The sequence below is a fragment of the Rhodococcus sp. IEGM 1302 genome (genome assembly GCF_030056935.1).
In the GTDB taxonomy this organism is placed as follows: Bacteria; Actinomycetota; Actinomycetes; order Mycobacteriales; family Mycobacteriaceae; genus Rhodococcus_F; species Rhodococcus_F qingshengii.
In genome coordinates this window covers 67,643-85,077 of the sequence record NZ_JASHKY010000008.1, presented here as the reverse complement: position 1 = coordinate 85,077, position 17,435 = coordinate 67,643, and the positions used below count along the sequence as shown (strand labels likewise).

14 protein-coding genes are annotated in these 17,435 nt (G+C 63.4%); 5 read left to right on the top strand and 9 right to left on the bottom strand.

Annotated elements, in window-relative coordinates; genetic code table 11:
• Positions 1-7: 7 nt before the first annotated feature.
• From QM609_RS14715 to QM609_RS14695, 5 genes are all read right to left on the bottom strand, one after another.
• Positions 8-1,225 carry a sensor histidine kinase gene (locus QM609_RS14715; protein WP_030534943.1) on the bottom strand — a complete coding sequence of 406 codons (1,218 nt, stop codon included), beginning with the start codon at positions 1,223-1,225 and terminating at the stop codon, positions 8-10.
• Positions 1,222-1,608, bottom strand: a complete 387-nt coding sequence (locus QM609_RS14710; protein ID WP_042921394.1) for an MmcQ/YjbR family DNA-binding protein — start codon at positions 1,606-1,608, stop codon at positions 1,222-1,224. Before QM609_RS14710 ends, QM609_RS14715 begins: the two co-directional genes overlap by 4 nt.
• A gap of 4 nt (positions 1,609-1,612) precedes the next feature.
• Positions 1,613-2,830 carry a lipase family protein gene (locus tag QM609_RS14705; RefSeq protein WP_050654687.1) on the bottom strand — a complete coding sequence of 406 codons (1,218 nt, stop codon included), beginning with the start codon at positions 2,828-2,830 and terminating at the stop codon, positions 1,613-1,615.
• Between the two features lie 15 nt (positions 2,831-2,845).
• Complete coding sequence (locus QM609_RS14700; protein WP_042451113.1) at positions 2,846-4,492, bottom strand: Na+/H+ antiporter; 1,647 nt, start codon at positions 4,490-4,492, stop codon at positions 2,846-2,848.
• A gap of 121 nt (positions 4,493-4,613) precedes the next feature.
• On the bottom strand, positions 4,614-4,805 hold the full coding sequence (locus tag QM609_RS14695) for an antitoxin (protein WP_003940164.1): 192 nt from the start codon (positions 4,803-4,805) through the stop codon (positions 4,614-4,616).
• Positions 4,806-4,985: 180 nt separating this feature from the next.
• Here QM609_RS14695 and QM609_RS14690 point away from each other — a divergent pair, with 180 nt between their 5' ends.
• Positions 4,986-6,128: a GGDEF domain-containing protein gene (locus tag QM609_RS14690; protein WP_042451115.1), complete on the top strand. Its 1,143-nt coding sequence runs from the start codon at positions 4,986-4,988 to the stop codon at positions 6,126-6,128.
• 6 nt (positions 6,129-6,134) lie between these two features.
• Here the strand turns inward: QM609_RS14690 and QM609_RS14685 are convergent, their stop codons facing one another.
• From QM609_RS14685 to QM609_RS14675, 3 genes are all read right to left on the bottom strand, one after another.
• Positions 6,135-8,639, bottom strand: a complete 2,505-nt coding sequence (locus QM609_RS14685; protein WP_003940410.1) for a cation-translocating P-type ATPase — start codon at positions 8,637-8,639, stop codon at positions 6,135-6,137.
• A 76-nt stretch (positions 8,640-8,715) separates the two neighbouring features.
• Positions 8,716-9,831, bottom strand: a complete 1,116-nt coding sequence (locus QM609_RS14680) for an MBL fold metallo-hydrolase (protein ID WP_007727770.1) — start codon at positions 9,829-9,831, stop codon at positions 8,716-8,718.
• A 62-nt stretch (positions 9,832-9,893) separates the two neighbouring features.
• Positions 9,894-10,625: an enoyl-CoA hydratase gene (locus QM609_RS14675; RefSeq protein WP_003940192.1), complete on the bottom strand. Its 732-nt coding sequence runs from the start codon at positions 10,623-10,625 to the stop codon at positions 9,894-9,896.
• Between the two features lie 112 nt (positions 10,626-10,737).
• On the opposite strand from QM609_RS14675, the gene QM609_RS14670 reads away from it, so the two are divergent.
• Both QM609_RS14670 and QM609_RS14665 read left to right on the top strand, forming a co-directional pair.
• On the top strand, positions 10,738-11,841 hold the full coding sequence (locus QM609_RS14670) for an NAD(P)-binding domain-containing protein (RefSeq protein ID WP_042451119.1): 1,104 nt from the start codon (positions 10,738-10,740) through the stop codon (positions 11,839-11,841).
• Positions 11,838-13,280, top strand: a complete 1,443-nt coding sequence (locus QM609_RS14665) for a phospholipase D-like domain-containing protein (protein ID WP_042451121.1) — start codon at positions 11,838-11,840, stop codon at positions 13,278-13,280. Before QM609_RS14670 ends, QM609_RS14665 begins: the two co-directional genes overlap by 4 nt.
• A 4-nt stretch (positions 13,281-13,284) precedes the next feature.
• Here the strand turns inward: QM609_RS14665 and QM609_RS14660 are convergent, their stop codons facing one another.
• Positions 13,285-13,794, bottom strand: a complete 510-nt coding sequence (locus tag QM609_RS14660) for a DUF6630 family protein (RefSeq protein ID WP_042451123.1) — start codon at positions 13,792-13,794, stop codon at positions 13,285-13,287.
• A 378-nt stretch (positions 13,795-14,172) separates the two neighbouring features.
• Here QM609_RS14660 and QM609_RS14655 point away from each other — a divergent pair, with 378 nt between their 5' ends.
• The gene (locus QM609_RS14655; RefSeq protein ID WP_228232223.1) at positions 14,173-17,019 is read left to right on the top strand and encodes a sensor histidine kinase; all 2,847 of its coding nucleotides are present in this window, start codon (positions 14,173-14,175) and stop codon (positions 17,017-17,019) included.
• The gene (locus QM609_RS14650) at positions 17,016-17,432 is read left to right on the top strand and encodes a roadblock/LC7 domain-containing protein (RefSeq protein ID WP_003940329.1); all 417 of its coding nucleotides are present in this window, start codon (positions 17,016-17,018) and stop codon (positions 17,430-17,432) included. The genes QM609_RS14655 and QM609_RS14650 overlap by 4 nt, the downstream gene beginning before the upstream one ends.
• The last annotated feature ends 3 nt before the right edge of the window (positions 17,433-17,435 follow it).

Genomic DNA, 17,435 nt, shown 5'->3' with positions numbered 1-17,435 from the left:
GCGAGAATCAGACGTGAATACCCTGCTTGAACTTGGGAACACGCATGCTGACCTTCGTACCGGCACCCGGCGCTGTCTCCACCACGAGTCCGTAGTCGTTGCCGAACGCGGCACGAAGTCTGTCGTCGACGTTGGCCAAACCGACGTGAGCAGCTTCTCGTGCGCTGGGTCGCCCCGATCCCGACTCGATGGCGTCGAGCGAACCGGAGCGCAGTAGTTCGGGGTCCATCCCCACACCGTCGTCCTCGACGCTGATGATGCAGTCCGGTCCCTCGTCCGCAGCCACGATGCTCACGGTCCCGCCCTCCGGCTTACTCGAAATGCCGTGACGAACCGCGTTCTCGACCAGCGGCTGGAGGGCAAGGAAAGGAAGAACCACGTTGAGCACTTCGGGTGCTATCTGAAGGCGGACGTTCAGAGCCTCCCCGAATCGCGCGCGTTCGAGGGTCAGGTAACGATCGATGTTGCGCAGCTCGTCGGCAAGCAGGGTGAACTCACCCGCAGATCGGAACGAGTACCGCGTGAAGTCCGCGAACTCGAGGATCAGTTCTCTGGCCCGCGCCGGATCGGTTCGAACAAACGATGCGACCGTGTTGAGCGCGTTGTAGATGAAATGAGGACTGATCTGTGCGCGCAGGGCACGCACTTCGGCTCGATCCAACAGGGCTCTGGACGCGTCGAGGTCGGCGAGTTCGATCTGACTGCAGGCATATCGTGCCACCTCGGTGACCGCTCCGAGCATTCCCGGCCACGGGTCCTCGCTGGTGACGATTCCCAGTACGCCGACCACGCCGATGTCCTCGATCAGCAGGGGCTGAGCGATCAGCGCTCGCACATGGTGATCGCTCGGTCCGCGCACCAGGTCCGAGTGCGTGACGAGTACCCGGCGTTCGCCTTCGATCGCACGAATGGCGGCGTCGTGGAATTGTTCGGACAACGCTTCGTGACGGCCGTCCCACGCCAACAGGTTTCCCGACGCGTCTGCCAGGCCCAGACCGGAGCCGCCGGTCAGCTCACGTAGGTGAGGCGCCGCCTCGGCGGCCGAATTCTCGTCGAGTCCACGCCGAAGTGGCCGCGCGGCAAGCGAAGCCGTATGGAGAGCGGCATGGACGGCACGTTCGGTGGGGGTGGTCACCTCACGTCTGGTGCGCATCCACACAGCCGTCAGCGCCCCGGCCACTGCGAGAATCAGCACGCTGAGAAGCGCGACCACGGCCGGACTCACCGCGAGTCCTCGTCCAGTTTCCGTATCAGTGTTTTCGGAGCCACCGTGCGGTACGCATCTTCGACGACGTCGGCTACGTCGTTCCAGAATTTCTCGTCCTCGGTCTCGTCGGCACTCGGAACGTCGAGGTACACGCCGATCCATCCCCGGCCACCCACGTACGGAGGGACGAAGAACCTCGACGGGTCACGACTGACCCAATCTGCCTGCGCCCCAGGTGGGGCCGCGGCCCAGATCGCGACGCGATCGTCGTGGTGGTGATCTGCCATGGTGACGAACTGCGGCGCCTTGCGCACGAACCACGACGCTTCACCGTGGCTGACCCGCTCGGTCGCCTCCGGCAATGCCAGTGCAAGAGCGCGGATTCGCTCCAACGGCGTCATCGATTCACGACCCGCAGGTATTCGGTGCCGGAACACCTGCAAATCGATCCTTCACCCACGCGACAGCTCCCGGCACAGCGGCGCCGTCCGCATGACCTTCACCCGGTCGCGCCTGGAATTCGATGACGTCACCGTCGGCGCAGGCGCGTTCGACTGCCGCCTCGGTCCATTCCGGACGGATCAGGTTGTCGTTGGTACCGACGACTACGTACATCGGACCGCTCGCGCGTTGACGGGGAAGAGCAACATCGCTGAGCCACGCGTGAATTCGGTCCGCATCCTCGGCGGTGGCCGGCCGCGTGTCGGCGGGCGTCACCTTTCCGACCAGACCCAACTTCTCCGTCGCCCGAGCGGTCAGGCACGAGGTGAGCAGGTCGTAGTTCTGCTCGAATGCGCCGCGCACGTAGTCGGTTCGTTCGAGGTCCGGATGGGTGAGGGACAGCCCTTCGAGTACATAGGGCAGCAGCAGTTGCTGAGGCAGTGACAGATTCACCTCGGAATCACTCGAGATGATCGGCGAGATGTCCGCTGCCGGGGACAGGTTTGCTGCACCGACGAATTCGAGTCCGTCGCCGTAGGTGTCGGCTTCCTCGGCTGCTGCCCAGGATGCCTGCCCGCCTTGGGACAGCCCCAGAGTTGCCCAACGAGTCGAGGTGTCCGGAACGACGTTGCGCGCCGCTCGAACCGCGTCGATGACGTTGAACGCCGCGGTGTCCGGTTGCAGGTAAGGATGCGGGTCCGGAGTGCCGAGGCCCTCGAAGTCGGAGACAGCGACCACGTATCCCGAGTCGAGGAACGGCGCGACCAGGCCGATCGTGCCGAACAGGGTCGGCGAGGCCGACGGCGCGCAGTCGTCCGAAATACCCGTCGTGCCATGGCCGATGGAGACGATCGGCCAACCGCCCTCCGGCGGAGTTCCAGGCGGCGTGAACACCGTTCCCGACACCTGAGTCTCTCGGCCGTCGATACCGGAGGTGGAGCCGTACAGGATTTTCACCGCGCTTGCTCCGGACGCCGCCACTTCGGCTGTGCTGGTGAAGGGTTCACTGTCGAACACGACGCCACGTTGCGCACTGCTCTCGACCGACGGGGTTGTCGTGGTCGAGGTGTCGGTGACGGAGACATCCGGCGAGGCATCCGATCCGCAGCCGACGCTCACGAGAAGTGCGCTCGCCACCACGACTCCCCAGACTGCGCGAACCCTCGAACTCCGAACAGTCATACGCAGTGTTCCCCTCTATTTGCCCGCACCGCTACCTGCTCGGCGACGCCTGACACGTTCCTCTGCTGCGGCCTCTTCGATGTCGAGTCCTTCCAATACGGTACGCAATACCTCGTCGTCGAGATCTCCGTCGTCACGTGCGGCGATCAGCGCAACTCGTTGCGAGCGCAGTGACTGATGCCGGAACTTGTCGAACAGAGCTCCCGCATTCCACAAGGCGGCCTCGCGATCGGCGTCCTCGTCGACCTCCTGGAGTTGAAGCCTCGCCTGCATCGAGCGTCGTACGCGTTCGACGATCGCCTGCAGTTCCTTCCCGTCGATCCCCGGCGGAGGGTGCGCGGCCGCGTCTGCCAACGCCTTCTCTCCCGCCTTGCGAGAAATGTTGCGGGCCAACTCCATCTGTTCCTGCGTGCGCAACTGCTCGTAAGGATCCGCGACGTCGAGGCGACGGATCATGAACGGCAAGGTAGATCCCTGGATGAGCAATGTCCCGACCGCGACGATGAACGCGATCGCCTGGATGACGCCGCGTCCGGGGAACGGCTCGCCTGACGAGAGTGCAAACGGGATACCGCCGGCCGCAGCAAGAGTGACGACGCCGCGCATTCCCGCCCACGAGACCACCAGATTCTGTTTCCACGTCAGTTGATTCTCGCGATCACGGCGCAGGGTTACACCGAATCGCACACGCGAGTAGCTCAGGAACAGCCACACCGGCCGAATCACGATGACAACGGCCAGGACTGCGAGACCGTACGCGAACACGTGAAGCACCGGAAGTCCGTCGGCGACAACATCGTCGATCACAAAGCTCAGCTGGAGCCCCATGTATGCGAAGACGAACATCTCGAGAAGAGTGTCCAGGCTCGACCACACCGAGCGCTCCTGCAATCGCGTCATGATCGACGCGTCCGTCGAATAGTGCCCGATCACCAGACCAGCGACCACAACGGCCAGAACACCGGACGCGTGTAGTTCTTCGGCGGCCAGGTAGGCAGCGAACGGAAGCACCAACCCCAAGCCGGTTTCCAGTGGAGAGTCGTACATGCGGGCACGAACGAACTTGACGACAAACGCGAGCACCAAGCCGACGACAACGCCGCCGATCACTTCGTACGCGAAGAACAACAGGGGCGAATCGGTGGCAATTCGCGTTCCGGTCACTGCTGCGACGGCGACGGTGAAGAGCGTGAGCGCGGTGGCGTCGTTGACGAGCCCCTCGCCCGTCAGGATGGCGATCACCCGTTTCGGGAGCCCGAGCTTCTGACCGACCGCCACCGCGCTGACGGCGTCGGTCGGCGCGATCACGGCCCCGAGCACCAGGGCGGCGCCGATCGTGAACTCGGGCACCATCCATTCGGAGAAGAAGGCAACCACGAACGCCGTCACCAACACCATTCCGACGCCGAGGCGCAAGATCGGGGCCAAGTTGCGTTTGAAGGTCGCCACCGAGAATTTCAGAGCGGCCGAGTAGAGAAGCGGCGGCAGGACCACACCGAGAATGACGTGGGGATCGAGTTCCGGCCGCGGCATACCGGGTATGAAGGATGCGACCGAACCTACCGTCACCAAAACCAGCGGAGCCTGCAGGTTTCGTCGATTGGACAGCCCGGTGACTGCGATGGCGGCAATGACGACCAGCAGAATCCAGGTGAAGTTCACGCGTTCATTCTGCCCGCCGACCCTGGGAGTTCACCCAGCGGACGCACAGAAGCCCGCAACCTTTTCGGTGACGGGCCCCTGAGCAACGGTGCTACCGAAAAACGGTATGCCGAATCCGATATTACTGCTTTTCGGGAACAGCCTTCTTGGCGGCCTCAGCTGCCTTGTCGATCTGATCGCCGTACTTGTTGCCGGTCTTGTCGTCGGCGATGTCGGCGACCTTGTCGATAGCGTCGTGAACCTTGTCGGAGTTCTCCGCTGCGAGCTCCTGGCCCTTTTCGACCAATCCCTTGACGTTGTCCAAGAAACCCATGTCCGTGTCCTCTCCCGGTGCTGACGCACATCCTTCGGCGGAATCGTTCCTCCGCGCCCTTCGATTCTCACAGGTCGACGGCCTCTGCGCCAGAAAGCAGGTCCGTGCGTTCGAGCCGTGCGCAACTCGAGGTAGCGTTAACCCGCCAATAGCTGATTGACCACCCATCGACATCGACAGGTGCCCGGTTTGAATGCAGGACTGCGCGGGACGGGGAGCGACCCCTACCCCACGCGTGAACTGCTGTCCCGGTGGTGGTCGGATCGCACCGATTACACCTGGCTCCCCCGATTCCTCGACACTCGCGGGCTGACCGTTCCCGGACGCAAATTAGTCGCGGTGTGGTGTTTTCTCTTCGCCCTGATCGCGGCGACCATGCAGTTGAGCCGCTTCGGTTCCGACACCGCCCTGGCGCGGTCGATCTTCGCCCTCGGAACTATCAGTGGCGCCTATGCGGGCTACCGCTGGGCGCGTAATGAATCGTGGCCAACTTGGCGACAATCCGTGGCCTTTGTCGTCTGGGCCGACCTGTGGCTCGCCGTCACTCTCTTCTTCGCCGTGCGCACCGCTTTCGTCGGAACCATCGGCTGCATCTTGTTCATCATGATCGGCTTCTATGCGGCGATAGTTCACAGCCCTCGCGTTGCCATCAGCCACATCGGTTGGGCTCTTGCTGTCTGCACGACGCTCGCTGCCATGGCGATGTCCGAGCCGGTCAACGACGACTGGGTGGTCGTGAATCTCTATCTGATGGTTGCCGGTGTGGTTTTCTCCACCGCATGGATTCTGCAGATCGTCTGGCTGCGCCTGACCGACGACGCACGCAACGCCCACCGGGACTACCTCACCGCGACACTCAATCGCCGCGGACTCCAGGACGAGGCACAGCATCTGCTGCGCAGTGATCGAACGCAGGCTCTGATCGCACTACTCATCGACGTCGACTCGTTCAAAAACCTCAACGACACACACGGCCACGTCGCGGGCGACGACGCGTTGACCGCTGTCGCCGACCGCCTCCTCGCTGCCGCCGGACCCGATGCGGTGGTGGCTCGAATCGGTGGAGACGAGTTCGTCGTCCTGCGCGGAGTCGATCGAGGAGATATCGAGCGGGTCGCCACCGAGATACATTCGGCGGTCTCGTCCGACTCCGATCCCTATCCTGTGTCCGCCAGTACCGGCGTCAGCGTCTATCTGAGTCCCGAGACGGACTTACCGGATCGAGCTGTAAACGAACTGATCGAGCACGCAGACAATGCGATGTACCGAGCCAAGAAGCGCGGCGGCGATCGCATTGCCTGGGTGCAGATGTTCAGGCGCTGAAACTACTCACTCACTGTGGGCATGGTGATGCTCGCCGGGCAGGTCGTCGGGTGTCGCGAACATCTTTCGTTTCTCCCCGTGCAGGCGTGCGCTGATCCACCACGAGAGTTCCACGAGTACAACGCCGATCGCGCCGAGGGTGATCGCGAGCGTCGTCGCAGCGACGTTGCTCGGATCCAGTTTGAAGAACTCGCGGGTGAACGGCAGCGCGAACAGGATGAGGTATCCGGCCACCGACCCGCCGATCAGAACGAGCTTCCACCAGACGTACGGCCGAGCCACGACGGCCAGAACCCACACGGCGATCATGATCAACGTGATGAGCGCACTGGTTCCGGCCTGGATCTTCTGGGTTTCCGTCTGGTCCGGGCCTTGGTAAGCCAATACGTAGGAGATGAACGTGGTGATGCCGATGATCAGGCCCGACGGCAACGCCAGACGCATCACGCGCGAGACGAAACCGGTTCGCGCGCGCTCGTTGTTGGGTGCCAGAGACAAGATGAAGGCCGGGATACCGATCGTGAACCACGCTGCGATCGTGACGTGGCGGGGCAGGAACGGGTACGGCAGCGGTTCGAAGTCGAAGACCTGGGACAGGACGCCGGTGATGCCGATCAGGAACGCAAGCACCACCGAGTAGACGGTCTTGGTCAGGAACAGATTCGACACACGCTCGATGTTGCCGATCACTCGGCGGCCTTCCGCGACGACGTACGGGAGCGTCGCGAACTTGTTGTCCAGCAGCACGATCTGGGCCACGGCTCGGGTAGCCGGGCTGCCCGAACCCATCGAGACTCCGATGTCGGCGTCCTTGAGGGCGAGCACGTCGTTGACGCCGTCACCGGTCATCGCGACGGTATGTCCGCGAGACTGCAAGGCCGCGACCATTTCCCGCTTCTGATCCGGTCGCACTCGACCGAACGTCGTTGCTCCGTCGAGAGTGTCCGCCAGCTTTTCCTGATCGCTCGGCAGCTCTCGCGCGTCGATGGGACGGTCGCCGCCTTCGAGTCCGAGGGATCCGGCAACGGCGCCGACGGAAACCGCGTTGTCGCCGGAAATGACCTTGACCGCGACCTTCTGGCTGGCGAAGTACTCCAACGTCTCCTGGGCGTCCGGGCGCACTTTCTGCTCGAGCACGACCAGAGCTTCGGGGGTGACGGTGCCAGGGGCGTCGGCGTCGTCGACGGGGAGGTCGCTGCTGCCGAGCATGAGGACACGAAGTCCGCTCGAACCCACTTCCTCGGCCTTGCGGGCCATTTCCGAGTCGGGATCGAGCAGCACGTCCGGGGCACCGAGTACCCAGTTGCCGTGACTGCCGTACGACTGGCCGCTCCACTTCTTCGCCGAGGAGAACGGCGCCACCGCTGTCGCTTCGCCCCACCCGGAGTCGTCGGAGAGAGACTCGCGAATCGCCAGGACACTCGCGTTGGGGCGAGGGTCGGACGCGGCCATCGCGCTCAACGCGGACTTGACCGCAGTCTCCCCCGATCCACCCGGTGCGACGTCGACCTCGGACAGCCGCATACCGTTCTCGGTCAGCGTTCCGGTCTTGTCCGCGCACACCACGTCGACACGAGCCAGACCCTCGATCGCCGGCAACTCCTGAACGAGGCACTGGCGCTTGCCCAACCGGATCACACCGACCGCAAATGCAATGGACGTCATGAGCACAAGGCCTTCGGGAACCATCGGAACCAGAGCTGCCACCATGCCGTTGAGTGCCGGTCGGATCGGCAGGCCGATCGTGAAGAGCTGATTGAAGATGATCAGCGCACCCGCCGGAATCATCAGGTAGGTGATGAACTTCAGGATCTTGTCGATGCCGCTACGCAGTTCGGAATGCACGAGGGTGAACTTGCTCGCCTCTTCGGCCAGCTTGGCCGCGTATGCATCGCCGCCGACCTTGGTGGCGCGGTATGCACCGCTGCCCGCGGCAACAAAACTGCCCGACAACACTTGCTGGCCACTCGCCTTGTGAACCGGATCGGCCTCACCGGTGAGCAGCGATTCGTCGACCTCGAGTGCAGCCGAACTGACCACCTCACCGTCGACTACTATCTGGTCACCGGATCCGAGTTCGATAATGTCGTCGAGCACAACATCTTTGGGCGCCATCGCCACGGCGACGCCGTCACGCCTGACCATGGGCTTGGCCTGACTCACGATGGCCAGAGCGTCGAGCGTGCGCTTGGCGCGGATCTCCTGGATGATGCCGATACCGCTGTTCGCGATGATCAGCAGTCCGAACATGCCGTCGATGATCGAACCCGTCGCGAGCACGATCACCAACAACACGGTCAGGATCGCGTTGATGCGAGTGAAGACGTTGCCGCGAATGATGTCCTTGACCGAGCGGGACGCCCGGTCCGGTACATCGTTGGTTTGTCCCGACGCGATCCTTGCTGCAACCTGATCGGCGGTCAGACCGCGGGCGACGTCGACGTCGTCCGGCAATCGCTCAGGCGCTACCGCCACTGCTGTCTCTTCTGAACTGGTGTGCTCGTGAGCCATGGTCAAAGATTACGCACCCGGAGCAACTAATCAGGGTGCGACTCGACAGGCAACCACGTCCGCGACACTTCGCCGCTCAGCCCAGCGGTATCCACCACTTCGACGGCGGTGTCGGTGACAACGCGTCGATCCTGCCGCCCGGCATCGGGACCGACACTGTTGTGCCCGCATCTGCAGCCGACTCGTCGAGGCGAATGATCGGCTCCGACCACGAGTGAAACGCGAGGTTGAACGTCGCCCAGTGAATCGGGACGAAGACACCGCGCGACCCGTCGCCCTTGTTGAGGTCGATGTGCGTCTGCACTGCCTCTTCCGGATTCATGTGGATGTCCGGCCAGCGCACGTCGTACGCACCGACGGGGAGAAGCGTCAGATCGAAAGGCCCATAGGTTTCACCCAGCTGTTCGAAACGCGATGTGTATCCGCTGTCACCACCGAAGAAGACCCGGTGCTTCGGCCCGGCGAATACCCACGACGCCCACTGCGTCGTGTTCCGGACGAGGCCACGACCGGAGAAGTGACGAGCCTCCGTGCACGTGAGGACCAGGTCGTCGATTTTTGTCGACTCGTCCCAGTCCAATTCCACGATCCGGTTCTCGGGCACCTTCCAGTGCCGCAGGTGAGCCCCGATACCGATCGGCACGACGAACGGAGCGGTCTGTGTACGAGTCAGGGTCTTGACCGTAGCCATGTCGAGATGGTCGTAGTGATCGTGAGAGATGACTATCGCATCCACTGCAGGCAGTTCGGTCAAAGCCACCGGAGTGGGGTGCATGCGCGCGGGACCTACTGTGGCCGAGGGTGATACGCGTTCACTCCACACCGGATCGGCGAGAACGCGGTAGCCGTCGACCTCGACGAGAACGCTCGAATGGCCGTACCACGTCACCGCCGCGTCGCCGGCTGCCGCCGGTGCCAGCGGAGTGGCCAACGGAATCGGCCGACGCGGCCGACCCGTCGACCCTCGCGTGGCCATCGACTTGAACATTCCGACATCGGTGCCCGGAACCAGTGTGCTGCTGGGCTCCGAGTTGTGGAACTGGCGGTCCCGGTATCGCGGGGACATCGCCGCATACGGTTGCACCGTGTTTCGCGAGGCCCCGATCTGCGTCGGGATGCCCCATGCGGCTCGCGCCACCCACCCCGTCGCCGCGGCAACAGCAGCAACTCCGAGAACCGTCGTCTTCTTCATTCAGACGAGCGTAGCCACTATCTGCCCTGCGTGCCCGGCGCCTGTTTTCCCTGCAACCAGCTTTACTTACCCTTGAATACGGGAGGGCGGTTCTCGATGCGGGCAGCGCGGGCTTCCTGGACGTCCTCGCTGAGCCAGGCGGCGTGAAGCGCGTCGAGCTGCTCGGGAGACTGCTCCTCCATGGTGCCGTCGTCGTTGAGAACCATCTTCATGTGCCGCAACGACAGCGGTGCGAGATTCGCGATGCGGTGTGCCCATTCTTGAGCGTCGTCGAGGGTTCCGATTTTGTTGGCGAGGCCGCGAGTGAAGGCTTCTTCGGCGCCGATCTGTTCGATGCCGAGCAAAATGGTGCGCGCGGGACCGCCGCCGACCAGCGACGCGAGCCGACGCATCGTCCACTTGTCCACCGAGACACCGAGGGTGGCGGCCGGGATTCCGAAGCGAGCGCTCGGCGCCACGACGCGAAGATCCGACGCGATGGCCAGTTGCGTGCCCGCGCCTATAGCCGGACCGTTGACGGCAGCGATGACGGGGATGGGCGCCGTGTCGATAGAGCGAAGCATCTCGAACAGGCGATCGGTGAAGCCCTCCATGTAGACGTCGCCGGAGAGGTCCGCGCCTGCACAGAACGCCGATCCCTCACCGGTGATGACGACGACGTGCGCGTGCTCGGCTACCGCCGCGTTCATCGCGTCCCGTATTGCGATGCAGAGTTCCGCGCTGAGCGCATTACGACGCTCGTGACGCTGCAACTCGATGGTCACGACGTTGCCGTCACGGGAGAACCCGATCATGTCCGCTCACTTTCGTTTCTGGAAGGCTCGACACAGGGATGTTCCGAGGCGCCGATACCGTCCGCATACTTCTCTGCAGCTAAGTTCTGTACATCAGGAGGTTAGATTACCGATGAGTACAGACGACCTTGCCGCACAGCAACCACACCCGGTTGACGTGGTGGTGATCGGCGCCGGACAGGCCGGACTCTCCGCCGCCTACTACCTGCGCAAGTTCGGAATCGAGCCCGAATCGGGGTTCGTGGTGCTCGATCATGCGTCGGGGCCGGGCGGGGCGTGGCAGTTCCGTTGGCCGAGCCTGACACTGAGCACCGTCAACGGCGTCCATGACCTCCCGGGAATGTCCTTCGCGGAAACCACCGGTACAGACGCCGAACAGGTGCCTGCATCGGTGGCGGTCCCCCACTACTTCGAACTGTACGAAAAGCAATTCGAACTTCCCGTCCACCGCCCGGTACACACGCGAGTGGTGTGTCCGAGGGAAGAGCGCCTGCGGATCGAGACCGACCAGGGAGTATTCGCGGCGCGAGGCTTGATCAACGCGACGGGGACCTGGGAGCGGCCCTTCATCCCCCACTATCGCGGGGCCGAGTCGTTCCGTGGCCGACAACTGCACACGAAGGACTATCGAACCGCTGCCGAGTTCGAAGGCAAACATGTCGTCGTGGTCGGCGGCGGGATCTCGGCCGTCCAACTGCTCGACGAGATCTCACGCGTCACGACCACTACCTGGGTGACGCGGCGCGAACCCGAGTTCCGCGACGAGCCGTTCACGCCGGACATCGGCCGCGCTGCGGTTGCCATGGTCGAAGATCGTGTACGACGCGGCCTGCCACCGGGATCCGTTGTCTCGGTGACCGGCCTCCCGGTAACGCCTGCCATCCGGGCAGCGCGAGAGCGTGGTGTGATGAATCGACTGCCGATGTTCTCCGAAATTCTTCCGAACGGCGTGAAGTGGGCCGACGGTACCGTCGCCGACGCCGATGTCATCTTGTGGTGCACCGGTTTTCGTAGCTCACTCGATCACCTGGCGCCGTTGCACCTGCGCGGACCGGGTGGCGGAATCCCGATGACCGGGCGCCTCGCCACGCAGGTCGAAGCCGACCCTCGCGTGCACCTGGTGGGATACGGACCGTCGTCGTCGACGATCGGAGCCAACCGCGCTGGCCAAGCGGCAGCGCGCGAACTGACCGCGTACCTGGGAATCGGCGAATGAACAGAATCCTTGTTCCGGGCGAAACCTGCTGGCGCATCGAACCGGCGGACAATCTTGCCTGCATCGTCGACGCCGCTGACTACTTTCATCATGCGAAGTCCGCAATGCTGCAAGCTGAGAAGCGAATCATGTTGATCGGCTGGGACTTCGACACGCGCATCAAACTCGAACCAGGCAAGCAGACTCTCGACGGCCCCAACCGGTTGGGAATGTTCCTCCGCTGGCTCGTCCGCGAGAAACCCGACCTCGAAATCCTCGTACTCAAATGGAACATCGGCGCGTTCACCGCAATCGGCCGCGGTATGACTCCCGTCTTCGTGTCCAACTGGTTGACCGACGAGCGCCTTCGGTTCGAGATCGACGGCGCCCATCCGGTGGGCGCGGCGCACCATCAGAAGATCATCGTCATCGACGACGCCCTGGCGTTCTGCGGCGGCATCGACATGACTGTGGACCGCTGGGACACCTCGGATCACGTCGACCGAAACGATTACCGAATCACTCCGAGTGGAAGGCGTTACGGCCCTTGGCATGACGCGACCACGGCGGTCGACGGCAATGCGGCGGCGGCCATCGGCGAATTGGCGCGGGCACGTTGGAAATCCGCAACCGGCGAGGATCTCACACCGGTCGAGAGCACCGCGACTCCGTGGCCCGTCAATCTGGCGCCCACCTTGCGGGTTGTCGACGTAGCCGTCGCCAGAACATTGCCGGAGCTCGGCGAACGCACGGAGGTGCGTGAGATCGAGGCGCTGTATCTCGCGGCCATCGCCGGGGCCGAGCACACGCTGTACATCGAAAGCCAGTACCTCGCCTCACGCACTCTGGCCGAGGCGATTGCCGCGCGCCTGCGTGAGGACGACGGACCGGAGATCGTTCTGGTCATTCCGCGCAACGCCGACGGTTGGCTGGAACAAAAGGCGATGGACGGGGCGCGCCACGACCTGTTGCATCTGCTGTGGTCCGCCGATATCCACGACCGGTTCGGGGCGTTTTATCCCGTGACCTCTTCTGGCGCACCTATTTACGTCCACGCCAAGGTTCTCGTGATGGACGATCGCCTCCTGCGAATCGGGTCGTCGAATCTCAACAACCGTTCGATGGGCTTCGACACCGAGTGCGACATCGCCGTCGAATCCGACGACGACGCAGATGTCGAGTTGCGCGCCTCGATCATCGGATTGAGGCGCCGCCTACTCAGCGAGCACCTCGACGTCACCGAGGAAGAAGTCGACGACGCGTTGGGCGAGCAGTCACTGTTGTCGACGGTTCGCGCTCTCGCGACCTCCGACGCTCGCAGTCTGCGCGAATTCGACCGGAACACAGTCGACGGCGAAGACCACGTGCTCGCTGAAAATGCACTGATGGATCCCGAGCGCACGCCACCCAGACTGAGCGATCGAATCGAAGGATTGCGCCGCCTGCTCGGCAAACGCTGAGACTCTAGAACACGCGCACGCAGTGCCCGGTTGCCAGCGCGAGTTCGACGAGCGTTGCACCGTGAACACTCGGGACGAGCGCGAGGAGAAACGTATCGCTGTCGCTGTCGAGCCAGGCAAGTGAAACGCCCGTATCGGTGATGTTGTCGACGATACGGGCGAGAAGCGATTCGAGTCCAGCAGCTCGATCGAAGCCCATGGCAAGACTGTCCGCCCACTCCCACGATCCTGCCGGCGCCGACGTGAGCACTCGCAGCTGACCCAGAACCTCGGCAGCGCCCTCGTTCCAATCCACCCAGACCAGGCGTTCTTGTTCGTGCAATGCGTCGACGAGAGCAAACCACGCCATTTCCGGGTGCGGCTTCTCGAGCGTCTGTGAGTACAACTCGTTCTGTACTTCGACATACCGTTCCGGCTGGTCGATCGCGAGAGTCACACGATCGATGACAACAGCGCTGTCAGGGGCGAGCAGTTCGGCGATCGCGCGCAACGCGTCGCGAGCAGTTCCACTCACTATGGCTCCAAGTTCAATTCGGTCATCGGTGCGGTTTCCACATTCTGACATGCGTGTGCGCCTCGTTCGGACGTGTCCTCGATGTCGGGACACGAGCCAGATGCTTGCCGTGAGTTCCACGAATTCCCGGGCAACACCGCTCGCCGAGCTACCAAATTGGACTTTCCGGCTATCCCATTCGCCGCACTTGTCCGTTTACCCTTTCACCTGGCCTTACAATCCGGATATAGTCATCGGCGATCCAAGAAGCCAACTGGGATGTAGCGAGCCAGCGAACAGTCTGTTACCGTTCAGCTAACTACCCCTTCTGGTCAAACCGGATCGAAGGGGTTCGGGCAATGACCCACGGGGGGTTGACGTGAAGGGGCCATGTTCCGCATGAAACACGATTCACACACGACAACCTCTTGGTGGTCGATCGGCGAATGGCGCCTGGGATGGAAGGTCATCGCCGTTCTCGCATTGCCGATGATCGTCGCCGTCGTCCTCGGAGCCCTTCGCGTTCAGACGGAACTCGAAGAAGCCGCACAGCTGAGTTCCTCGTCCGAGCGCGCCCTCGCTGTGCCCGCCGCGATCAATCTCGAATCCGCGCTGTACGAGCTCGCCGAAGCCGCATCGGCACGCACTGACACCGGCCCCGCCACACAAGCGGTTTCGGACGCAATGGATCAACTGGTCGACGCCGCGCGCGCGTTCCAGTCCGACGACGACCTCAACGACCAAGTGACTTCGGCGCTCGCAGAGAGCCGTTCCATCATGGAAGAGGTCGCCGCCGGCGCGGTGGCTCCCGCACGCTTGGTTTCGCGGGTCGGCGAAGTCTCTCGCGCACTCTCGAGCACCTTCACCAGCGTCGTCGAGCATTCTCAGCGTCCGGCGCTGCGCGAAGAGGGTGGCCGACTCTCAGCACTCTGGGATGCGCGACGAGCACTGGCCGAACAACGAATCCTCTTCGGCTCAGGTGATCCGGACCAGCAGGCTCGTACCTCGATGGTCAGTGCCGCCGGTGCCGAACTGGTCGCTCTGAACAACATTCTCGCCATCGACGGGAGCAACGACACCGTCCGGACCCTCAGCAACTCCGCTCAGAACCGGATCAACGCACTCGGATCAACCCCGTCGACCTCTCCTCTGGGGAGCCGCGTCGGTACCGATCTGAAATCCGGAAACGACCAGTACAACAGCCTGACCGACACCACCGTCACCGAGTTCGGCGATACCGTCACCGCTGAATCCAATGCAGCACGAACCGCAGCACTTCGTGACACTGCAATCGTGCTCGGCGCGGTCCTGCTGGCACTGGCCATCGCCCTCGTCATCAGCCGATCGCTCATCGATCCGATCCGTCGGCTGCGATTTGCCGCATTGCAAGCAGCACGACGCGGACTCCCCGACGCGATCGAACGAATTCGCGCAGGTGCCAGTATCGACGACGTCGACTTCGCCCGTGTACCGATCCGCACCCACGAGGAAATCGGCGAGCTTGCACGCGCGGTGGACGACATGCACGGTCAGGCCATCACGCTGGCCGGCGAGCAGGCCACCCTGCGGCGCCAGGTCAACGACATGTTCGAAACGCTGTCGAGGCGTAACAAGTCCCTCGTCGACCAGCAACTCGGTTTGATCGAACAGTTGGAGCAGGACGAAGACGACCCTCGTCGCCTCGAGAATCTGTTCCGGCTCGACCACATCGCCGCGAGAATGCGTAGAAACGGCGACAACTTGTTGGTTCTCGCCGGAACCGATGTACGCCGCGCCAGAACCGCCCCCGTCGCTCTCGGCGATATCCTTCGTGCGGCGGTATCAGGCGTCGAGGAATATCGACGCGTCGAACTCGGGCAGATACCGCCCGGAGTCGTCACCGGTCATGCTGCCCCGGACGTCGTTCACCTCATCGCTGAACTGCTCGACAATTCTCTGCGGTACTCCCCGCCGGAGACCACCGTCTCCATCAACGCTGCCCGCACCATCGACGGCTCCATGATCGTCGAGATCGCAGATCTCGGTATCGGCATGTCGCCTGCCGAAATCCTCGATGCCAACGAGCGCCTCGCCGCCGGCGGCGAGATGAGCGCGGATACAGCGCGTCGCATGGGTTTGTTCGTCGTGAGCCGAATCAGTCGTCGCTACAACATCTCTGTGCGCCTGCGCCCGACGGCAACGTCGTCGACGCACAGCGGCATCACCGCAACGGTGCTCCTACCGACGTCGATACTCGATTCTTCTCGGGGACCCGAGATCCGCACGCCGCGAACCGGACCCGTGCCCACGCTCGATCGGACTCCGCCGCCCGCACCGTCTGAACCGTCCTGGTCAAAGCCCGTCCCGACCGAATTGGCACCCCCGCAGCCTGCGACCAGAAGTTTCGCAGATCTCCCGCGTCGAACGCCCAGCAACAGCACCGACCGGACTGAGACGTTCGCCCCGATCACACCGCAATCCATTCCCACGACAACAGCGCCTTCGGGGTTGCCACGTCGCACTCCGGGCACAAGTGGAGTACCGGCGGTCAGTACCTCGACTCCGACCACTGCTGCACCCGCCACCTCCGTGTCGTCCTTCGCTCCTCTGCCCGATCCCGAAGGCACAAGCGCATCGACGTCCCTTCCCGTGCGTACTCCTTCGCCGGAATTCACCTCGCCGGCACAGGGTCCCGAGATCCCGGTGGGTCCACACCCGTCGACAACCCCGCCGCCACGGCACCGGCTCTCAGCCCCGACGCCGACAAATACTGCGGCGTTCTTCTCCTCGCGCACCCGTGACGGGCTCTCTGCTCGCGCATCGGCGCGCGCTGACGGCGCGGGAGAGGGCAACTCGAACGGCGTACTCGCTGCCCCGACCACGATGCCGATTTTCGCCCGGATGGTGTCCGAGTGGCTCGTGGACCCGACGGCGGAGACGTCAGCTGCTTCCACCGGCAGTGCTTGGACCACCGACGCGGATCAAGGCTGGCTGGCCGCTCGGACCTCGTTCGAGATGCCGGTCACCAAGATCGCCGATTCCGGACTTCCCATTCGAGACCGCGGAGCCCGCCTGGTTCCCGGTGCCGTCGGGAGAGGCGGAACGACACAGCGCCATGCATCCAATCCGGCGGACGTCCAACGTGGTTGGAGCAGTTACCAATCCGGCGTACAACGAGGGCGTCGGCGCGCCGCCGACCATGAGCCCGATGGCGGACAGTCTTTCGAATCGTCCACGATGTTGCACAACGATGAAGGAGAACAGTGAACACTGTCGGAGCCCAAGAGACTCCCCGCGCACTCGACTGGCTGGTATCGGCTTTTGCCCGAGACGTGCCGGGTGTGAGTCACGCGATCATCGTCTCAGCCGACGGGTTGTTGACGGCCTCGAGCACGCATCTTCCGCTCGACCGGGCCGATCAATTAGCCGCTGTCACTTCCGGACTCGCCAGCCTGTCCGCGGGGGCGTCACGCCTCTTCGACGGTGGAGCCGTCATGCAGTCCGTCGTCGAGATGGAGAACGGCTACCTGCTTCTCATGGGCGTCGGTAGTGGCGCTTACCTTGCTGCTCTCGCTGTCGCCGGATGCGACATCGGCCAGATCGGTTACGAAATGGCGACTCTCGTCGATCGCGTCGGCACCACCATGGACATTGCCCCGAGAACATCGCAGGGTATTTGAGTT